Origin of the sequence: Enterobacter sp. MGH 24 (genome assembly GCF_000493015.1) — a bacterium.
Taxonomy (GTDB): Bacteria; Pseudomonadota; Gammaproteobacteria; order Enterobacterales; family Enterobacteriaceae; genus Enterobacter.
The window spans coordinates 3,844,297-3,863,669 of record NZ_KI535657.1 but is presented as its reverse complement, the minus strand read 5'-3'; the positions used below and the strand labels follow the sequence as shown (position 1 = coordinate 3,863,669).

Annotated in this window: 19 protein-coding genes; 4 read left to right on the top strand and 15 right to left on the bottom strand. The window is 57.9% G+C overall.

The features are described from left to right. Nucleotides 1-3 precede the first annotated feature (3 nt). The gene (gene fdxH / locus L370_RS03840) at nucleotides 4-888 is read left to right on the top strand and encodes a formate dehydrogenase subunit beta (protein WP_023335808.1); all 885 of its coding nucleotides are present in this window, start codon (nucleotides 4-6) and stop codon (nucleotides 886-888) included. Continuing rightward, nucleotides 881-1,537 carry a formate dehydrogenase-N subunit gamma gene (gene fdnI, locus L370_RS03845; protein WP_023335807.1) on the top strand — a complete coding sequence of 219 codons (657 nt, stop codon included), beginning with the start codon at nucleotides 881-883 and terminating at the stop codon, nucleotides 1,535-1,537. Before fdxH ends, fdnI begins: the two co-directional genes overlap by 8 nt. 51 nt (nucleotides 1,538-1,588) lie before the next feature. On the opposite strand, the gene L370_RS22995 is transcribed toward fdnI, so the two are convergent. From L370_RS22995 to ppk2, 3 genes are all read right to left on the bottom strand, one after another. Then, nucleotides 1,589-1,912, bottom strand: a complete 324-nt coding sequence (locus tag L370_RS22995; RefSeq protein ID WP_023335806.1) for a CcdB family protein — start codon at nucleotides 1,910-1,912, stop codon at nucleotides 1,589-1,591. Continuing rightward, the gene (locus L370_RS03850; protein ID WP_023335805.1) at nucleotides 1,912-2,100 is read right to left on the bottom strand and encodes a type II toxin-antitoxin system CcdA family antitoxin; all 189 of its coding nucleotides are present in this window, start codon (nucleotides 2,098-2,100) and stop codon (nucleotides 1,912-1,914) included. The genes L370_RS22995 and L370_RS03850 overlap by 1 nt, the downstream gene beginning before the upstream one ends. Nucleotides 2,101-2,202: 102 nt before the next feature. Beyond that, nucleotides 2,203-3,021 carry a polyphosphate kinase 2 gene (gene ppk2, locus L370_RS03855; RefSeq protein WP_023335804.1) on the bottom strand — a complete coding sequence of 273 codons (819 nt, stop codon included), beginning with the start codon at nucleotides 3,019-3,021 and terminating at the stop codon, nucleotides 2,203-2,205. A gap of 166 nt (nucleotides 3,022-3,187) precedes the next feature. Between ppk2 and araJ the strand changes: the two genes are divergently transcribed. After that, a complete protein-coding gene (gene araJ, locus L370_RS03860) occupies nucleotides 3,188-4,363 on the top strand; it encodes an MFS transporter AraJ (protein ID WP_023335803.1) in 1,176 nt (391 codons plus the stop codon). A 6-nt stretch (nucleotides 4,364-4,369) separates the two neighbouring features. Here the strand turns inward: araJ and L370_RS03865 are convergent, their stop codons facing one another. From L370_RS03865 to L370_RS03920, 12 genes are all read right to left on the bottom strand, one after another. Further along, on the bottom strand, nucleotides 4,370-5,461 hold the full coding sequence (locus L370_RS03865) for an alkylhydroperoxidase domain protein (protein WP_023335802.1): 1,092 nt from the start codon (nucleotides 5,459-5,461) through the stop codon (nucleotides 4,370-4,372). A 10-nt stretch (nucleotides 5,462-5,471) separates the two neighbouring features. Next, the gene (locus L370_RS03870; RefSeq protein WP_023335801.1) at nucleotides 5,472-6,461 is read right to left on the bottom strand and encodes a putative FMN-dependent luciferase-like monooxygenase; all 990 of its coding nucleotides are present in this window, start codon (nucleotides 6,459-6,461) and stop codon (nucleotides 5,472-5,474) included. Continuing rightward, a complete protein-coding gene (locus L370_RS03875; RefSeq protein WP_023335800.1) occupies nucleotides 6,458-8,065 on the bottom strand; it encodes a dipeptide ABC transporter ATP-binding protein in 1,608 nt (535 codons plus the stop codon). Before L370_RS03875 ends, L370_RS03870 begins: the two co-directional genes overlap by 4 nt. Beyond that, nucleotides 8,065-8,913 (bottom strand): ABC transporter permease, encoded by an 849-nt coding sequence (locus tag L370_RS03880; RefSeq protein WP_023335799.1) that lies wholly within the window; start codon nucleotides 8,911-8,913, stop codon nucleotides 8,065-8,067. The genes L370_RS03875 and L370_RS03880 overlap by 1 nt, the downstream gene beginning before the upstream one ends. After that, a complete protein-coding gene (locus L370_RS03885) occupies nucleotides 8,910-9,854 on the bottom strand; it encodes an ABC transporter permease (RefSeq protein ID WP_023335798.1) in 945 nt (314 codons plus the stop codon). The genes L370_RS03880 and L370_RS03885 overlap by 4 nt, the downstream gene beginning before the upstream one ends. 10 nt (nucleotides 9,855-9,864) lie before the next feature. After that, nucleotides 9,865-11,484: a TIGR04028 family ABC transporter substrate-binding protein gene (locus L370_RS03890; RefSeq protein ID WP_023335797.1), complete on the bottom strand. Its 1,620-nt coding sequence runs from the start codon at nucleotides 11,482-11,484 to the stop codon at nucleotides 9,865-9,867. A 149-nt stretch (nucleotides 11,485-11,633) separates the two neighbouring features. Next, nucleotides 11,634-12,644, bottom strand: a complete 1,011-nt coding sequence (adhP, locus tag L370_RS03895) for an alcohol dehydrogenase AdhP (RefSeq protein ID WP_023335796.1) — start codon at nucleotides 12,642-12,644, stop codon at nucleotides 11,634-11,636. 196 nt (nucleotides 12,645-12,840) lie between these two features. Next, nucleotides 12,841-14,553 carry an ABC-F family ATP-binding cassette domain-containing protein gene (locus tag L370_RS03900; protein ID WP_023335795.1) on the bottom strand — a complete coding sequence of 571 codons (1,713 nt, stop codon included), beginning with the start codon at nucleotides 14,551-14,553 and terminating at the stop codon, nucleotides 12,841-12,843. Nucleotides 14,554-14,979: 426 nt separating this feature from the next. Next, entirely contained in the window at nucleotides 14,980-16,677 is a 1,698-nt protein-coding gene (locus L370_RS03905) for an NAD-dependent malic enzyme (RefSeq protein ID WP_023335794.1), read from the bottom strand. Between the two features lie 176 nt (nucleotides 16,678-16,853). Next, nucleotides 16,854-16,991 carry a stationary-phase-induced ribosome-associated protein gene (gene sra, locus L370_RS03910; RefSeq protein ID WP_008501714.1) on the bottom strand — a complete coding sequence of 46 codons (138 nt, stop codon included), beginning with the start codon at nucleotides 16,989-16,991 and terminating at the stop codon, nucleotides 16,854-16,856. A gap of 95 nt (nucleotides 16,992-17,086) precedes the next feature. Then, on the bottom strand, nucleotides 17,087-17,302 hold the full coding sequence (bdm, locus tag L370_RS03915) for a biofilm-dependent modulation protein (protein WP_023335793.1): 216 nt from the start codon (nucleotides 17,300-17,302) through the stop codon (nucleotides 17,087-17,089). A gap of 232 nt (nucleotides 17,303-17,534) precedes the next feature. Next, nucleotides 17,535-18,386, bottom strand: a complete 852-nt coding sequence (locus tag L370_RS03920; RefSeq protein WP_023335792.1) for a Vmh family MBL fold metallo-hydrolase — start codon at nucleotides 18,384-18,386, stop codon at nucleotides 17,535-17,537. A gap of 110 nt (nucleotides 18,387-18,496) precedes the next feature. Here L370_RS03920 and L370_RS03925 point away from each other — a divergent pair, with 110 nt between their 5' ends. Continuing rightward, nucleotides 18,497-19,372, top strand: coding sequence for a LysR family transcriptional regulator (locus L370_RS03925; protein WP_023335791.1), 876 nt, complete (start codon nucleotides 18,497-18,499; stop codon nucleotides 19,370-19,372). The last annotated feature ends 1 nt before the right edge of the window (nucleotide 19,373 follow it).

Sequence of the window (19,373 nt, the reverse complement as noted above, 5' to 3'; positions counted from 1 at the left end):
TCAATGGCGATGGAAACACAAGACGTTATCAAACGCTCCGCGACCAACCCGATAACGCCCGCGCCCCGCGCGCGGGACTACAAGGCAGAGGTCGCCAAGCTTATCGACGTCTCCTCATGCGTGGGCTGTAAGGCCTGCCAGGTGGCGTGCTCTGAGTGGAACGATATCCGCGACGAGGTGGGACACTGCGTTGGGGTCTACGACAATCCGGCGGATCTGAGTGCCAAATCCTGGACGGTAATGCGCTTTAGCGAAACCGACCAGAACGGCAGGCTGGAGTGGCTCATCCGCAAAGACGGCTGCATGCACTGTGAAGATCCGGGCTGCCTGAAGGCGTGCCCGTCTGCCGGCGCGATTATTCAGTACGCCAACGGGATCGTCGACTTCCAGCAGGACAACTGCATCGGCTGCGGCTACTGCATCGCGGGCTGTCCGTTTAATATCCCACGCCTCAATAAAGAGGATAACCGGGTATACAAATGCACCCTGTGCGTGGACCGCGTCAGCGTCGGGCAGGAGCCTGCCTGCGTGAAAACCTGTCCGACCGGGGCTATCCACTTCGGCACCAAAAAAGAGATGCTGGACGTGGCGCAGGCGCGGGTGGATAAGCTCAAAGCGCGCGGCTATGAGAATGCGGGCATCTATAACCCGCAGGGCGTGGGCGGGACGCACGTGATGTATGTGCTGCACCACAACGACCAGCCGGAGCTGTATCACAAGCTGCCGAAGGATCCGGCGATCGATACCTCCATCAACCTCTGGAAAGGGGCGCTTAAGCCGCTTTCGGCGGCGGGCTTTATCGCCACCTTTGCGGGGCTGATTTATCACTACATCGGTATCGGGCCAAACAAAGAGGTGGATGAAGACGAGGAGGATCGTCATGAGTAAGTCGAAAACGATCGTGCGCACGAAGTTCGTTGACCGCGCCTGTCACTGGACGGTCGTGATCTGCTTCTTCCTGGTGGCGGTATCCGGGATTTCGTTCTTCTTCCCGACGCTGCAGTGGCTGACCGAAACCTTCGGTACCCCGCAGATGGGGCGCATTCTGCACCCGTTCTTCGGCGTGCTGATTTTCGTGGTGCTGATGTTTATGTTCGTGCGCTTTGTCCACCATAACATCCCGGACAAGCAGGATATCCCGTGGGTGAAAGGGATCGTCGAAGTCCTGAAGGGGAACGAGCATAACGTCGCGAAGGTGGGGAAATACAACGCCGGGCAGAAGATGATGTTCTGGACCATCATGAGCATGATTTTTGTGCTGCTGGTGACCGGGGCGATTATCTGGCGTCCCTATTTTGCGCACTACTTCCCGATTCAGGTGATTCGCTACGCGCTGCTGCTCCACGCCACGTCGGCCATCATTCTGATCCACGCCATCCTGATCCATATGTATATGGCGTTCTGGGTAAAAGGATCGATTAAAGGGATGATTGAAGGGAAGGTGAGCCGCCGCTGGGCGCAGAAACATCACCCGCGCTGGTATCGTGACGTGGAACGTCTGGAAGCGAAAAAGGAAAGTACGGAAGGAATGAAGTGAGTCCTGCGCCGTCGGCTTTGCCCGGCGGCGCTGCGCTTGCGCGGGCCTACGTTATGTATTGGTCACGAACGCATCTATCGCAGCAATTACAGTGCTTCTCGCGCCGCGAAGATTGCATACATAATTTTTATTATTTAGTTTCTTTTTCTCCACGTGTGTTATGCCAGAGGTATTAAGAAAATATCGCTCAAAATCAATATTCACTAAAGGCGTTGCGGCGTTGATATGTCCGCGTAAATAGCTGTGGTAACTTAATGGAATAATTAGTCTTGTTGATAAATCATCATAATAGTCATGTTGAATTATCATAAAATAAGGCTGATAGTCCCGTGTTCTCTCTGAAGTGTTACGGTAAACGTCAAACTGAAAGCACATTAAATCCCTCCAAAGAAAGGGTCGTCTGATAAGAGTCCCGCTTTAGCCGTAAATTCATTCATGGCTCTTATGAACTCTTTATCTTGCTTTTGCTCTCGTCTTCGCGCCTCTGGTGTCCGGGCTTCGCGGGAGACTCCACCCGCCACGCTCTCCCTTTTGCCATAGTCTTTACTTCGGTTTGATTTCATTTTTAGCTCCTTTGTTGGTGCGGTTATTATCAACCGCAGCCAACAAAAAACAATACTGTATCCTCTGGTAATCTACATTCTGCGAGGCCTATTCCAGTAATTTCAGAACCGCTCCTCCACATACCGGAACGGGTATTTTGTGGGTTTGACTTTACCGATTTTACGTTTCGGTAAATCCACCTTGGCGACGTGTATTTCTTTATAGGGGATCTGCGAAAGCAGGTGCGAAATAATATTCAGTCGCACGCGTTTTTTATCTTCTGAACGCGCCACAAACCACGGCGCCCAGGCGGTATCGGTGGCTTCAAACATAGCGTCGCGTGCGCGGGTGTACTCGTCCCACAGGTTAAAGGATTTAATATCCATCGGTGAGAGCTTCCAGATTTTACGACCGTCGTTAATACGGTCGCGCAGACGGCGCTCCTGCTCTTTAGGCGTCACCTCCAGCCAGTACTTCAGCAGGATAATGCCGGCATCCACCATCGCTTTTTCCATGACCGGTGCGCCGTCCAAAAATTTCTCCGCCTGTTCTTCCGTACAGAACCCCATCACCCGTTCCACGCCCGCGCGGTTATACCAGCTGCGATCGAATATCACTATTTCGCCAGCCGAAGGCAGATGCGGCACATAGCGCTGGAAGTAGAGCTGGCTTTTTTCTTTATCCGTCGGGGCAGGGAGCGCAACAACGCGAAACACGCGGGGGCTGACGCGCTCGGTGATCGCTTTAATGGTACCGCCTTTACCGGCGCCGTCGCGCCCTTCAAAAACAATACACACTTTTAGCCCTTTGGCGACGACCCACTGCTGGAGCTTAACCAGTTCAACGTGGAGGCGACGTAACTCTTGTTCATACTCTTTGGTCTTTAACGGAGCATTCTTTACGACATCAACAGCGACGCTGGTTTTCTTTTTGCTTCCCATGATTGTCATCCTCAGGTTATCCGGCGCGGGAAAAAGCGAGGCCGCACTATGAAGTGTAATCCACCTGAATTAATGGATTAACCTGTCAGCCAGCTGATTTGAACTGGCTCACCATACAAGATTATTCAATAATGCCCGTCGCGAGTGATTAACCAGTGGTTGAAGTATGAAAAAGACAATTTTTTCGTTGGCGCTTGGCACCTTTGGCCTCGGAATGGCTGAATTTGGCATTATGGGCGTGCTCACCGAACTGGCACATGACACCGGTATTTCGATTCCTTCTGCCGGGAATATGATCTCGTTTTATGCGTTCGGGGTGGTGATTGGCGCCCCGATTGTGGCGCTGTTCTCAGGCAAGTTCTCGTTAAAAACCACGCTGCTGTTTCTGGTGGCGATGTCCGCTGTCGGCAACGGCCTGTTTACGTTCTCAACGTCGTACTTCTGGCTGGCGCTGGGACGGTTGATTTCCGGTTTTCCGCACGGGGCCATTTTTGGCGTCGGGGCGATTATCCTCTCCAAAATTGCGCCGCCGGGTAAGGTGACGGTCGCGGTGGCGGGGATGATCGCCGGTATGACCGTGGCTAACCTGGTGGGCGTTCCGCTGGGCACCTGGCTTGGGCACCAGTTCAGCTGGCGCTATACCTTTTTCCTGATTGCCGTGTTCGATGCGCTGGTGATCCTCTCGGTGCTGCTCTGGGTGCCGGACATCCATGACAAATCAGAAATTAAATTGACCGAGCAGTTCCACTTTCTGAAAAAACCAGAACCCTGGCTGATTTTTGCCGCCACGATGTTTGGCAACGCCGGGGTGTTCGCGTGGTTCAGCTTCGTTAAGCCGTTTATGGTCAACGTCTCCGGTTTTTCAGAAGGGATGATGACGGCCATCATGATGCTGATGGGGCTTGGTATGGTGTTGGGCAATCTGCTGAGCGGTAAACTCTCGGGGCGTTTTAGCCCGCTGCGCATTGCGGCCACCACCGACACGGTGATTGTCGCCTCGCTGCTGCTGCTTTTTGCCTTTGGTGAACTGAAAACGGCCTCGCTGGTCATGGGGTTTATCTGCTGTGCGGGGCTGTTCGCGCTCTCTGCACCGCTGCAAATTCTGCTTCTGCAAAATGCGAAGGGTGGTGAGATGCTGGGGGCCGCGGGCGGACAGATGGCGTTTAATCTCGGCAGCGCGATTGGTGCGTACTTTGGCGGGATGATGATTACCCTCGGCTTTAGCTGGAGCTACGTCACGCTGCCGGCGGCGATACTTTCGTTCTCGGCCATGAGTGCGCTGCTGATCTACGGTCACCTGCGGGCCAGACGGGCTCAGGCTAACGCTCGCGCGCTAGCCTGACGGGTTTCAGGCAAGCCAGGGCTCACCCAGGGTCAGCATCAGGCGGTTGGCCCAGGCGAAGAACGCGGCGGACTGCACCAGATCAAGCTGCGCCAGGGTATCCAGCCCCTCTTTTTCCAGCGCGGCAAAGTGTAGCGGCGTGGCGGCAGGCGGGGTGACCGACAGCGCCGCCGCAACGTTAATTTCCGCCTGCCAGCGCGCGGACTGCCCTTCGCTGAGGGATTGCCCCGGACGTACCGCCAGAAGCGCCTCTACCGCAGCGTCATCCTTTGACAGCTGGCTGGCTTTACGCGCATGGACAGATGCGCAGTAAATGCAGCCGTTGATTTTACTGGCGACCGTTGCGGCCAGCTCGCGCTCGGCGCGCGGCAATCCTCCCGATGTATAAAAAATCCCTTTATCCGTTAACGTACGCTGTTCAAGCACCGGCAGGTTGCGCGCCAGCAGGCGGAAGTAGTCGGAATCGGTATGACCAAATTTCGTCAGAATGGCAACCTCATCGTCACGGAAGTCCGCCAGCGGTTTGGCCGCTATCCACGGTTCCCATCCCAGCTCCTGCTGGGTAAACGCGACGGGGGCCGCCTTTCCGGTGACCGTTGTTGCGGTGGTGTGCCAGATGCCTGCCGCCACCGGCGCATCGCTTTTGGCGACGGGCCTGTCGTTCAGCAGCCGCAGCCCGGTGATGAGTCGGCTCTGGAAGCTCACAAACGCGACGAGCTGCGCCAGGGTAACAATGCCTTCCTTGCTCCATCCCGCCTGGGTCAGCGCCCTTAACGCTGCAGGCGTCGCTTCGACGGGGGAGAACGTCAGCAGCCGCGCAAAATTCAGCGCCGGGGTCAGGCGTTCTGAGGTGGGATCGGCCAGGCCAAACCCCGCATAGTGCGCTGCCAGCGCCTCCGCGCTGTGCCACCGGGCGACTTTGGCCGCCACGGCGAAGCGCTCGTCGAGTGCAAAATCATCATCCTGCTGGCTAAACAGGATTTCGTAGCTGCCCTGCGCGTGGCGCGTGGCGGCATCACGCGTGGCGCGCGCCTCTGCCAGAGGGGAACCGGGTTTAATTTCCGCCAGCTCGGCGAGAATGTCCTGACTTAATGACATAGGTGTCTCCTCAAAGGATGTGGGGGGCAATACGTTCGGCGATCAGTTCGATGGACCGCAGCGTGTCGCGATGCGTAGGTTCGACCGAATGGACCTGGAATGAGATATCCGTGGCGCGCCTGAGAATGGAATCAGCATTCAGCGAATGCAGCACCGTGTCGGGCGAACCAATATGGGCGTCAAACTGGCGGCGATAATCGGTGACGGTGTCACCTTTAACCACGTGTCCGGCGGCGCGATGCTGCTGGGCCTGTTTCGTGAGGCCCGGCGCCGCGATCTTCAGCGCATAGTCGTCGCTGTCGGCGACGAACGCCGTTCGGGAGGCCAGAATACGCGGTGCGATGCCCGCAGGCAGCGCATCGAGGTAGGCATCCACGATTGGGTTCTGGATCTCGTCGAGCGTCAAATCCAGCCGGTCTGCCGGGCGAGGCTGCGTGCGCGAGAGCATTAAACCGTGTCCGGCCTGCGCGGCGCGAATGGCACCGTCAACGGAGAAGGTGGCAATCCAGATACGGTCAGCAAGCTGTGGCGCAGGCGGGTAAAGGTGGTTATCCGGATGGGTCAGTGAATCCCCGCGCCAGGCGCTTTGAATTACATGCAAATGCTCGGCAAAGGCCGCGCCGCGCGCCTCAAACGTCAGGCCGAACGGCAGAAATGAGGTCGGTGTGCCGCCCGATCCAAAACCGACCTCAAGACGGCCATTGGCGAGTAAATCGAGCACGGCGGCATCTTCCGCGACGCGCAGCGGGTTTTCCATCGGCAGGGTAATGATGGCCGTGCCCAGTCGGATGGTTTCGGTATGCGCGGCGACGTGCGCCAGAAACAGCAGCGGCGACGGCAGGCCGCCTTCACTTTCATGGAAGTGGTGCTGCGCAATCCAGGCGCTGTCAAAACCGTGGCGTTCGGCGTGGCGGATCTGTTCAGTTGCCAGACGATAGCGCTCCTTCGGCGTAGCGTCGTCAAGCAGGCGGGTGAAAAATCCCAGGCGTTTTCGCGTCATGCGAACTCCTCCGTAGCGGGTGAAAAATGGGGAATGGCGTCAATCAGCTCGCGGGTATAATCGTTCTGCGGCGACGCGAATAAGGTTCCGACGTCGCCCTGTTCGACCACCTGACCGCTGCGCAGCACCGTGACGCTGTGGGCGATCCGGCGGACGGTAGACAGATCGTGTGTGATGAAGAGATAGGTCAATCCCAGCTGCTGCTGGAGTTGCTGAAGCAGCGCCAGGATCTGCGCCTGCACGGTGACGTCCAGCGCGGAGGTGGCTTCGTCCAGCACCAGAATGGTCGGCTCCAGGATCAGCGCCCGGGCGATGGCAACGCGCTGGCGCTGTCCGCCTGAAAGTTCCCGGGCGGTGCGGCTCAGAATATCGACGGGCAGAGCAACCCGCTGCGCGACTGTCTCCACGCGGACCTTTCGCTCCGCCTTACCGAGGCGAGAAAAGTTCTTCAGGGGCTCTTCGACGATCTCGAACAGCGTCTGACGCGGATCGAGAGAGGCGAACGGATTCTGGTAAACAAACTGGATCTTCTGGCGCAGCTGACGACGGGCCTCGCGGCTGAGCGCGGTGGCATCAATATCATCAATGATGACCTGCCCGCTGTCGGCCTGTTCAAAACCCAGCAAAATACGGGCGAGGGTGGTTTTCCCGGAGCCGGATTCACCAACCAGCGCATGAGTACTGCCGCGCCTGACGTCAAACGTCACCCGATCCAGCGCCTGAAGCTGATGACCTTTGCCCAGGGAGAATTGTTTGCTGATGGCGCGGGCGCGAATGGCTGGGGACGCGAGCGGGCGACCGGCCACCGGGGCGATGGTCAGGCGCTGGCCCTGGAGATCGCTCAGCAGCTGGCGGGTGTAGGCGTGCTGCGGTGTGCGGACGATATCGGCGGTGTCGCCGTGCTCCTGAACCTCGCCATCGCGAAAAACCAGCAGCCTGTCCGCGCGCTGTGCGGCCAGCGCCAGATCGTGGGTGACAAACAGAACGGCGGTACCCGACTCCCGGCGCAGGATATCCAGCAGATCGAGAATGCGTTTTTGCACCGTCACATCCAGCGCGCTGGTGGGCTCATCGGCAACGATCACATCCGGGCGCAGCGCAATGGCGATGGCAATCAGCACGCGCTGCTTCATTCCGCCGGAGAGCTGATGGGGATATTGCGTCATGCGCTGCTCGGGGTGGCTCAGGCCGACCTTTGTCAGCAGGGCGAGCACCTGCTCGTCGCGCTGGGCGCGGGTTACTTTCTGGTGTAACTGAATAATTTCTCCGACCTGCGCACCGATGGTCTTCACCGGGTTGAGTGAATTACCCGGATCCTGCGGAACCAGGCTAATTCGCGCCCCGCGAAGGGTATCGAGACGCTTCGCGGACCATCCGCTAATCTCTTCGCCGTTGAGCGATATTTTTCCCGCATCGCGCCGGGCGTTGTCAGCCAGCAGACCAATGATCGCCTGCGCCGTGGTTGTTTTGCCGGACCCGGATTCGCCGACAAACGCCAGCATTTCCCCTCGCCCGAGCGTGAAGCTGACGTTATGCACCACCTCTCGCCACTGGCGCGCGGTACGGTAGCTAATCGTCAAATTTTCCACTGAGAGAACGGTCATTAACGACCTCCGCTGAACTGTTGGCTAATACGGTTGGTGGCCAGCACCACGGCGATGACGACGCCGCCGGGGAAGGTGGTGAGCCACCAGGCGGTAGAGAGATAGTTACGGCCTTCGGCGATCAATAAGCCCCATTCCGGCACCGGCGGCGGGGTGCCGTAGCCGAGAAAGCTCAGCGTGGAGAGCGCCAGGATGGCCTGACCAAACTGCAGCGTGGCAAAGGCGAGGACGGCGGTTAACGCGTTGGGCAGGATATGTCGCCACAGCACGGTGAAAAACGTCCCGCCGCTGCCAAATGCCGCCTCAACGTAATCCGTATGGCGGATGCGCACGACTTCACCGCGCGCGAGGCGGGCGAAGCTGGCAATAGAGGCCACGCCGACGGCAATCGCGGCGTTAACGGTGCCAAACCCGAGCAAAATAATCACCGTCAGCGAGAGCAGCAGAGACGGAATGGACAGCAGCACGTCGACGAAACGCATCAGCAGAGACTCGACGCGTCCGGCGAACGCCCCGGCAACCACCCCTAAGCCGGTGCCTACCACCAGACCTATCGCAACGGCGGCCAGCGCCGCGCTCAGGGAATGTGACGCGCCATAAACGATACGCGTATAAACATCGCGGCCAAGCTGATCGGTCCCGAGCCAGTGTCCCGCCTGCGGCGCCAGGCGCTGTGCCCCGGCGATGCCCTCAATCGGGCTGTAGTGGGTTAACAGGCCGGGCGCCACGGCGGCAAACGCAGCGAGAATAATTACTCCCCATGCCAGCCACAGTCCGGGCTGCCATTCCACGCCCTGCCAGGCTGGAACGCGTTTTCGCGCGGCGGCCGCGTAATCGACCAGACTCATGATGCACCTCCGGTAACGGTTTGCAGACGGGGATCCAGCAGCGGCATCAGCAGATCCACCAGCAGATTGATCAGGACAAAACCGAGGGCGGAAATCATCACCACCGCCTGAAGCACGGCGATATCCTGGTTATTCACCGCCTGCTGGGTCAGCTGTCCGAGCCCGCTGCGGCCAAAAACGGTTTCCGCGATCAGCGCCCCGGCAATCAGCTCGCCCAGCAGCAGCCCGGCGATATTCAGGACCGGCAGCAGGGCGTTGCCGGTCACGTGACGCCACAGGACGGCGGCTTCACTCAGCCCCTTGGCCCGGGCAACGGCGACAAACGGCTGCGTCGCCACCTGGTCGAGACTGCGCATCAGAATTTGTGCCAGCGGGGCGGAGATCGGGATAGCCACGGTGACGATCGGCAGGATCAACCCCTGCAGCGGCGTCGGGTTAATCACCGGGATCAGCCGCAACTGAAAAGAGAAGAGCTGGATGAGGGCAATCCCCAGCCAGAACGTCGGTAAGGAGATAAACAGGACCGGCAGAGACTGGAGGGTATTGCTTAGCCAGCGCAGACCGGGCAGCCGCGACGCAAAGGCCAGCGCAAACGCCAGCAGGACCGCGAGTAAAAACGCGGGCAGGGCGAGACTCAGGGTATCCGGCAGATTGCTGGCAATCAGCTCGCTGACCGGCACCCCTGCCTGTAACGAATAGCCGAAATCCCCGCGCAGCATCGCCAGCAGCGTGTGGCCGTATTGCTGCCACAGCGGGCTGTCCGCGCCGTAGGCCACGCGCATCTCCTCGATTTGCGCCGGGCTTAAGCCCAGGTCCGGGTTCTGAAATTTAATCAGCACCGCGTCGCCCGGCAGCACCTGGAGCAACACGAACGAGAGTGTAAAGGCGGCCCACAGTACCAGCAGCCCGTGCCCAAAGCGTTGAAGAAGTGCGTGGCGCATTGTCAGCTCCTCAGTGTTTCTCAATCCACGCGCCGTAGAACGACGGGCGGCCTACCGCTTCAAAATTGACGCCTTTTAGCCACGGCGCACCGGCAAAGACCTGCGGCTCCTCGAAAATTGGAATGACGTAGGCGTGATCCAGCAGGTAGCGCTGGGCGTCTCCCGTCAGTTGCAGGCGTTTTTGCGGATCGATCTCTGAGGAGATATTCACCAGCAGCGCATTCAGCTTGTCGTCACGGAAGTTTTTGACCTTGTCGCTGGATCCGCCTTTTTGCAGCAGCGCGTCGCGGTTAGCCGGGTAGAACATGCTTTTCACCACGTCCGGATCGGCGCGGCCCACTTCGGAGACGGTCAGCGGGGTTTTCAGCGGGTCGAGGTTATCCAGCGTGCGGCTGCCTGCGTCCCCGGCTTTGACGCTCAGCGCCACGCCCACCCGGCGCCACTGCTGGGCAACCAGCTGCAGCACCTCTTTGTTTTGCGGCTGCGGCAGAGATTCATACACCGTCAGCGCCAGACGTTGGCCGTCTTTGGCGCGGATCCCATCGCCGCCCGCTTTCCAGCCTGCCTCGTCCAGCAGCTGGTTGGCTTTTGCCGGGTCAAAGGTCAATTTGTCGCTGAGATCGACAAAGCCTGCGGCGGAATCAGCAATCACCGACTTCGCCTGCGGATAGTTGGCCGAGAAGAGGGTCTCGACCACCTGTTTGGCATTGGTGGCATGCAGCAGCGCCTGGCGTACGCGAATATCGGAGACCAGCGGGTTATCCGGGCGGAAGCTGATGCTGTCATTCACCCCGCGCGTCGGGGCGGCGTAGATTTTATAGCCCTGGTCTGTCGCCTGCTTTTCGTCATACGCCTGCACCTGGCGAATAAAGTCGGCCTGACCCGCCAGCAGGGCGCCCACGCGCACGCTGTCTTCCTGGGTCACGATAAACTTGATGCCATCGAGATTGGCGGGCCCCTGTTGCGCCAGACTTTTCGGTCCCCACCGGTAGTCTTTGCGGGCTTCGAGCGTCACTTCACGACCCAGCTTCTCGTCCTTCACCACAAACGGGCCGGAGCCGATGATGTGGCGGGCATCCCCCAGCTCTTCGAAGTTGCGCTTCAATGTGCTGAGCGAGACCAGACCCGAGCCAATGGTGGCGGTGCCCTGCAGGAACCCCGGCGACGGTTTTTTGAAGTAGAACTTCACGGTCAGCGGGTCGATGACTTCGCTGCGATCGTAGTTATTGATCACTTCTGACACCGGCAGGCGCTGCGCCTTATTGCCTAAACCGTAGGTATCAAAATTTTTCGCCACGGCGTTCGCGTCCAGCGGCGTGCCGTCGGAGAAGGTGATGCCGGGACGAAGTTTAAAGGTGTATTCGGTTTTATCGGCGTTAGTGGTCCAGCTTTCTGCCACCCAGGGTTCCACCTGCAGCGTCTTTGGGTTCTGCCAGGTCAGTTTGTCGGTGATTTGATTCAGAATGCCGCCGTTCGGGTAAAAGCCACCGGCAGGGGGATAGAGGTTGGTGTGCGCCTGTTGCTCCAGATAAATCAGCGTGCCGCCTTTGACGGGCGCATCTGCTGCCCAGGCTGCGGTTGTCGCCAGAATCAGCGCCGCCAGCAGCGGCAGACGAAATGGGGTTTGCATGGTGAATTCCTTTGTTATCTTCTTGTTAGCGTCGGATTCATCATCGGGCGCGGGGGAAAACAAGGGAACAAAGGAATTAAGATAAGGATTGCCGGAAAATGGCTATAAAAAAACCGCCCCAGCGAGGGGCGGTGATGAAAGATGATCGGTTATGAACGTAAGTCGATCACCATACGGCCGCGGATCTGGCCCTGTTCCATCTCTTTAAAGATGGCGTTGATGTCCTCGATTGGACGCATCGTGACTTTCGGCACCACCTTACCTTCCGCGGCGAACTGGAAGGCTTCCTGCAGATCCTGACGGGTGCCGACCAGCGAACCGACCACCTGAATGCCGTCCAGCACCAGACGTGGAATGTCGAGGCTCATCGCTTCCGGCGGCAGGCCAACCGCGACCACGCGGCCACCGGCACGCACGGCATCAACGGCGGAGTTGAATGCGGCTTTTGCGACAGCGGTAACGACCGCGGCATGCGCGCCACTGGTTTTCTCCTGCACAATTTTAGCGGCGTCTTCGCTGCGGGAGTTGATGGTTAAATCGGCCCCCATGCTGGCCGCCAGCTTCAGCTGTTCGTCGTTAACGTCAAGGGCGATGACTTTGGCGTTAAAAACGTTTTTGGCGTACTGCAGCGCGAGGTTGCCCAGCCCGCCCAGACCGTAAATTGCAATCCACTGGCCCGGTTTAATTCCGGAAATTTTTACCGCTTTGTAGGTGGTGACCCCGGCGCAGGTGATGCTGCTGGCCGCCGCCGAATCCAGACTGTCCGGCACTTTTACCGCGTAATCCGCGGTGACGATGCACTCTTCCGCCATGCCGCCGTCAACGGAGTAACCGGCATTTTTCACATCGCGGCACAGGGTTTCGTTGCCGGTATTACAGTATTCGCAGTGGCCACAGCCTTCAAAAAACCAGGCCACGCTTGCGCGATCGCCGACTTTCAGCGACTTCACGCCGGGGCCGATTTCTTTTACGATACCAATCCCTTCATGGCCCAGGATAACCCCGGTCTTATCGCCGAAATCACCGTTTTTCACGTGGAGATCGGTATGGCATACGCCACAGCACTCCATCTTCAGCAGGGCTTCCCCATGCTTAAGCGGGCGTAAAGTTTTTTCGGTGACGTTGACCTGGTGATCCTGAGTGACAACAGCAGCCTTCATGTGTATCTCCTTGTTCATGATAAGAATCTGTGTAGCAGGTGTAGTACCCCTTAAGGATTGATACATTAGCCTGGTAATGCAAGGCTGCGGCAAAATAATGTCATCATTTGATTCGATTGCAGGTTAAGAATACGGCGTTCCTCCAATAATTTAGGGGGAAAATACTGGCCCGACGAGATGCTCGCCGGGCGCAGACTTACAGCTGTGCTTCTATCTCCTTAATCTCTTTACGCCATTGCGCCTGCAGCTGCGGCTTCTGATGCTTTGGCTTACGCGCCAGATCGTCTTCCAGCAGCGTTTCCAGCGCGACCAGCCGTTCGAGCAGATCGTCATACGGTGAGGATTGAACCGTCTGAGTAGCGATAACAGGTGCGGTGGATGTCACCAGCCCCGCGCTTTCACGCAGGCGCTCAAACACCGCTTCTGCATCGTGCCACTCGCTCAGCTTTCCGTCTTCAATCAGCCAGAAACGGTTGCAGCTTTGGCTAATTAGCTGACGGTCATGGCTGACCAGCAGGACGCCGCCTTCGAACTGCTGGAGGGTTTGCGCCAGCGCCTCTTTGCCTTCCATGTCGAGGTGGTTGGTCGGCTCATCCAGCATCAGCAGGCTGTAGCGGGCAAGCGTCAGTCCAACGAACAGCAGGCGCGAGCGTTCGCCACCGCTGAGCGTGCTGACCGTTTGTCCGTGACGCGCCCACGGGAAACCCGCGCTTATCAGTGCCATTTTGCGGTTCTGCGGATCCGGTGCGAAAGGCTCCAGCGCGTCGAGCAGCGTGGCGTTGTCCGCAAGCTGATGAAGCGTCTGGTCGTAATAGCCTGGCGAGACGCGCGGATGGATTTTCAACCCGCTGTCTGCGGACTCATCGGCGAACTGTTCCCAGATAAGCCTCATCAGCGATGATTTGCCGCATCCGTTACGCCCAACGATTGCCACGCGATCGCCGCTTTTTAGCCGCGCCATGTCGATGGTAAACAGCGGCGGTAGCCCGGGTGCAGGCGGGACGCTGAGGTTTTCCATCTCCAGCAGACGATCGGCCCGCAGCGCGTCGCCGCGCAGGGTTAACGTCCACTGGCTGCCTGCCGTGAGCGCCGTCTGGCTCTCCTTTAGCCGTTCGACCTGTTTTTCCATCTGTTTGGCTTTGCGGGCCAGGTCTTCGTTGTCGTAAACCTTGCCCCAGGTCGCCAGCCGCTTCGCGCTGGCGGTCACGCGGTCGATCTCCTTTTGCTCCGCCTTGTGGCGCTGCGCGTCGCTTTCATCCTTTGCTTCAAGCGCCTTGCGGGCGGCCGTGCAGGGAAGGGCGAAGTAGTGCAGCGTTTTATCGCGCAGGATCCAGCTGCCGTTTGTGACGGCATCCAGCAGCTGTCTGTCATGCGAGACCAGCACGAAGCTGCCTGACCAGTTCTGAAGAAAGTGTTCCAGCCAGAGCATGGTCGGCAAATCAAGGTGGTTGCTGGGTTCATCGAGCAGAAGCAGGTCCGGATCGTGAATCAGCGCTCGCGCCAGCAGCAGGCGGGTGTGTTGCCCACCGCTCAGCGTGGCGGATTGCAGCATCATATCCTGCGGCGTGAAGCCCATGCTCGCCAGCAGCGTTTCGGCTTTCCAGCGCAGGCTGTCGCGCTCAGCTAAAGGCAGCTGTGCGAGTACGGCATCCAGCATGGTCAGCGGGAAAATAGCGTCCGGAAGATGTTGCTCCACGCGCGCCATCAGGCAGTGTCCGGCCAGCGCGACCGTACCGGCGGCGGGGGAGTCTGTGCCGTCCAGCACCTTCAGCAGCGTACTTTTTCCGCAGCCGTTGTCGCCCAGCAGGCCAATGCGGTCGCCTTTTTTCAGCGTAAAGGAGAGTGAGTCGAAGAGCGTGCCAAACGCCGTATCAACGCGTAAAGATTGTGCAGTGAGTAAAGTGCTCATTGTTGCTTACCCAAGAGTTACAGGCATGTTTATGCCTCGTCAAACATCGCTGACGATAACTCAGTAAGCCCGAGAGAAGGGATTCAGGGGTTGGTGTCTTCGCTCAAGCAGAAGTTATCGCAGCACGATACCGATAACGCTTGAGCTGGTGCGATCACCAAATGTATGTGAAACATTGAAAATTTCACAGTACAGCATAATTGGCCTCCTTATATATTCAGTAGGTTAATGGATGAAGGGAGTGTAGCGGGGGAAAAGGGGTTTGGCTAGTGGGTATTCGATGGTGCGGTCTGTTGCCCTCACCCTAACCCTCTCCCATAGGGAGAGGGAAAACATCCGGCCCGTAGGCCCGGTAAGCGAAGCGCCACCGGGCGATTGGGCCGCACAGCGTCTCCCACCGGGAGAGGGAACGGTTAAAGCGCAGAATTAAATCGAGGTACGGCGATAGCTGCGGTATTCAGGCTTCCAGAAGTTGTCGTCGATGGCCTGCTGCAGCGCGTCGGCAGAGGTTTTCACCGCCACGCCCTGCTGCTGCGCCATTTTACCTACCGCAAACGCGATGGCGCGCGATACCTTGTGGATGTCTTTCAGCTCCGGCAGCACCAGCCCTTCACCGTTGTTGACCAGCGGCGAGTAGCCCGCGAGGGTTTCGCTCGCCGACATCAGCATTTCGTCGGTAATGCGGGACGCGCCGGAAGCGATCACGCCAAGACCAATGCCCGGGAAGATATACGAGTTGTTGCACTGGGCAATCGGATAGGTTTTATCCTTCCACACCACCGGGTCGAACGGGCTGCCGGTCGCGACCAGCGCGTTACCTTCGGTCCAGGCGATGATGTCCTGCGGCGTCGCCTCCACGCGGGAGGTCGGGTTAGACAGCGGCATCACGATAGGGCGCTCGCAGTGCTTGTGCATCTCGCGAATGATCTCTTCGGTAAAGAGACCGGTTTGCCCGGAAACGCCGATCAGAATATCCGGCTTCACGTTGCGCACCACGTCCAGCAGGGAAAGGACTTCGTTGTCGGTATCCCAGTTTTTCAGGTTTTCGCGCTTTTGCACCAGCTTGGTCTGGAACGGCAGCAGGTTCGGCATGCCGTCGGTCAGCAGGCCGAAGCGGTCAACCATAAAGACGCGGGAGCGGGCCAGCTCTTCGCTTAAGCCTTCGCGCTGCGTCTGGGCGATAATCTGCTCGGCGATACCGCAGCCTGCAGAGCCTGCGCCCAGGAAGACGATTTTCTGGTAGCTCAGCTGGCTGCCGGCAGCGCGGCTGGCGGCGATAAGCGTACCCACGGTCACGGCGGCGGTGCCCTGGATGTCGTCGTTAAAGGAGCAGATCTCATCGCGATAGCGGTTCAGAAGCGGCATCGCGTTTTTTTGCGCGAAGTCTTCAAACTGCAGCAGAACGTCCGGCCAGCGGTGCTTCACGGCCTGGATGAAGTCGTCGACAAACTGATAGTACTCGTCGTCGGTAATGCGCGGATGGCGCCAGCCCATATAGAGCGGATCGTTGAGCAGCTGCTGGTTGTTGGTCCCGACGTCCAGCACCACCGGCAGGGTATACGCCGGGCTGATGCCGCCGCAGGCGGTGTAGAGAGAGAGTTTACCGATTGGGATCCCCATCCCGCCAATGCCCTGGTCGCCGAGGCCGAGAATACGTTCGCCGTCGGTCACCACAATCACTTTGATATTGTGGTTCGGCACGTTCTGCAGAATATCGTCCATGTTGTGACGGTTCTGATAGGAGATGAAAACTCCGCGTGAACGACGGTAGATCTCTGAGAAACGCTCGCAGGCCGCACCCACCGTCGGGGTGTAGATCACCGGCATCATCTCTTCGAGATGGTTCTGCACCAGGCGGTAGAAGAGAGTTTCATTCGTGTCCTGAATGTTGCGCAGGTAGATGTGTTTGTCGATCTCAGTTTTGAAACCCTGATACTGGATCCACGCGCGCTCCGCCTGTTCTTCAATGGTCTCAACCACTTCCGGCAGCAGGCCAAGCAGGTTAAAGCTGCTGCGTTCTTCCATGCTGAAGGCGCTGCCTTTGTTGAGCAGGGGGAATTCGAGTAAAACCGGTCCGGCGTATGGGATGTATAAGGAACGATGTTTTTTCAGTTTGTTGTCCATGTCACTCACTCTTTTTATGAAGATCCGTCCCTGACACTGCTGTTTGTCATCTTTCTGGCCTGTGCGATCGGGTGCGGTCAGGCGGTATTATAAAGGAGCTAAATATTAATTACCGCAACACATAAACAAAAACACCATCGGGATTACCGATGGTGTTCTGGATCTCAGTCTGGAACTTACTTGCCGGCGTGGCGTTTTCTGCCGGTGGCGTGAGTGACCTGCGTTTCATGGTCGCCTTCAATCACCACTTTACGCTGGTTGGAAAGCTTGTAGTTCAGTCCCAGAATATGGCGTGCCTGACGGTTCGATTTCATGTTAACTCCTCAATCCTGTTGATAGTTTTAAGGACCAGTTTGCTTACGCAAACGAAATGTAACCCCTTAGGTTGCAGATCCAGCTTAGCAGGTTTTTACAAGGGTGCGTTTTGCCCGCTGACGACGTAGTTAATGGTCTGCTGGTAGATGTCACTGAGGATGTCATTATCCGTGGATTCCACCCATTTGGTCAGTTCCATCAAAATGTCATCTTCAGTCACAGCACCGTGCTCGGCGTGAAGACCCTGCGCAATCGCGTTAACGAGTTCAGGTTGTGCTGCTGTGGTATTAGCCGGGTAATAAGTAAACATGCTGCCTCCGTGTCGTTGTCTGTTTAATGGTACGGCTCGCAAAAAATTTAATTCATAAACAGAATGGCAAATATTTTCCCGGTTGTGGTTCAGATTCATCTTAGAAATAAAAATGACATAAGTGCATGCTTTTATGTACTTTTAAAACGTGTGGCTATATCGACGGGTAACGGCGGGGATATTTTGGCGATGCTCCTGCCATCACGGAAATATAGCAGGAGCCGTTTTTAAATTACCACTTCATTTCGCCAGTATTCACTTTGGCGCTTAATTCCAGCGAGCTTTCGTCAGCGAGGCCTGGATACTGTTTTTTCAGGGTATTGATAACGCCTGCGGAATCTTTATGCGCGGCTAAAGCCTTTTCAACGCGCTGCAGATAGTCGCGGGTAAAATCAATCGCGCCAGTACCCGCTGGTGGGGTGCCCAGATAGTGGCCCGGGATCACGCGTTCTGGCTTGTGCGCGGCCATAGCCTGCAGCGTTTCCTGCCACTGCTTGCGGCTTTCCGGGGTCTGGGTGTCTGCCGTCCAGACGTGAATGCCCCAGGCTACCCCGGTGCCGCCGAGGATCGTTTTTGCTGACGGGATCCACACATAGGCCGCGTAGCTGTCTGGCTGCTCGATATCGATTTTTTCCCCGTCAACCATGAACGTGGTGGAGGCAAGCACCTGCGGGACAACCAGCTCCGTTGGCGCGCCGTCTTTCATCTGCGGTCCCCAGAAGGCGAGCTTGGCATCTTTGGTGGCTTTAATATGGTCAACCACATGCTGTGTGGCCACCACTTTGGCATTCGGGAAGGCTTTGACCAGCGGCTGCAGGCCAAAATAGAAATCCGGATCGCCGGAGGTGATCACAATCTTATTCAGGGTTTTACCGCTGCGGCGAATTTTCTCTACCAGCGCTTCGCCATCCTTCACGCTGAACTGCGCGTCAAACAGCACCGCCTCTTTCGGGCCGGAAACCAGCGTGGAGGAGACCGGGAAAATGCCTTTTTCCTGCGGGTTATAGGTATCAATGGTCAACGGCGCGGCAAAAACAGCCGGCGCGAAAAGGGTGGAAATCAGGGCAAGGTGAGTGAGTTTCATGCTGTTGTCTCTGTTGTTCAGGAATGTCTCTATTGTACGGATATTCGCATTTGCCAGAATTCCTTAAACAAGACATGCTTAGTTTCATAAATCGAGCAAATGGAGCTTATATGGATCGCGTTATCGCCGCTCAGGTCTACAACCGGATATGCGAGCTGGGAAGTTTGAGCGCGGCGGCCCGCGCGCTGGGCATTTCCCGACCGATGGTGAGCCGCTACCTTGAACAAATGGAGAAGTGGGCGGGAACGCGGCTGGTAAACCGCTCCACGCGCAAGCTGACGCTGACCGCGGCAGGGGAAAAGGTGCTGCAAAAAACGCGGACGCTCTCGCAGATCTCACAGGAAATTGAGGGGCAGTCGGAGAAAGATCTCCCGTCAGGCACCCTAAGGGTGGCCTGCGCCCACTTTACCGCCATGCATATGATTGCGCCGGTTCTGCCCGGCCTGCTCGCGCGCTACCCGCAACTGCGCGTTGAGCTTGACGTGAACAACCACCCGGTGAGCCTGGTGGGAGAGCGCATTGACGTCGCCGTGCGCATTACCGACAACCCCGAGCCCGGGATGATTGCCCGCCGGCTGGGGGAGTGTCGGTCGGTGCTCTGCGCCTCGCCGGCGTACCTGGCACAGCACGGTACCCCCGTCAGCCCCGAAGAACTCGCGCAGCACAACTGCCTGCACTACAGCTTTTTCGCCGGGCAGTCCTGGCACTTCCTGACGGCGGAAGGTGAAAGCCTGAGCGTGGCCGTCAGCGGCAACCTGAGCGCCAGCATCTCTTCGCTGTTGATGGACGCGGCGATTAAGCACTGCGGTATCGCTATGCTGCCGGAGCGCGAAGCGTCTGCCGCGCTGGAACAGGGATTACTGGTGCCGGTGCTCGAGGCACTTGAGCCTAAACCGCTTGCCATCCATGGCATTTATCAGTCCCGGGAATACCAGCCTGCCGCGCTGCGCGTGTTCCTTGACGAACTGTCCCGCTACCTGGCGTAAG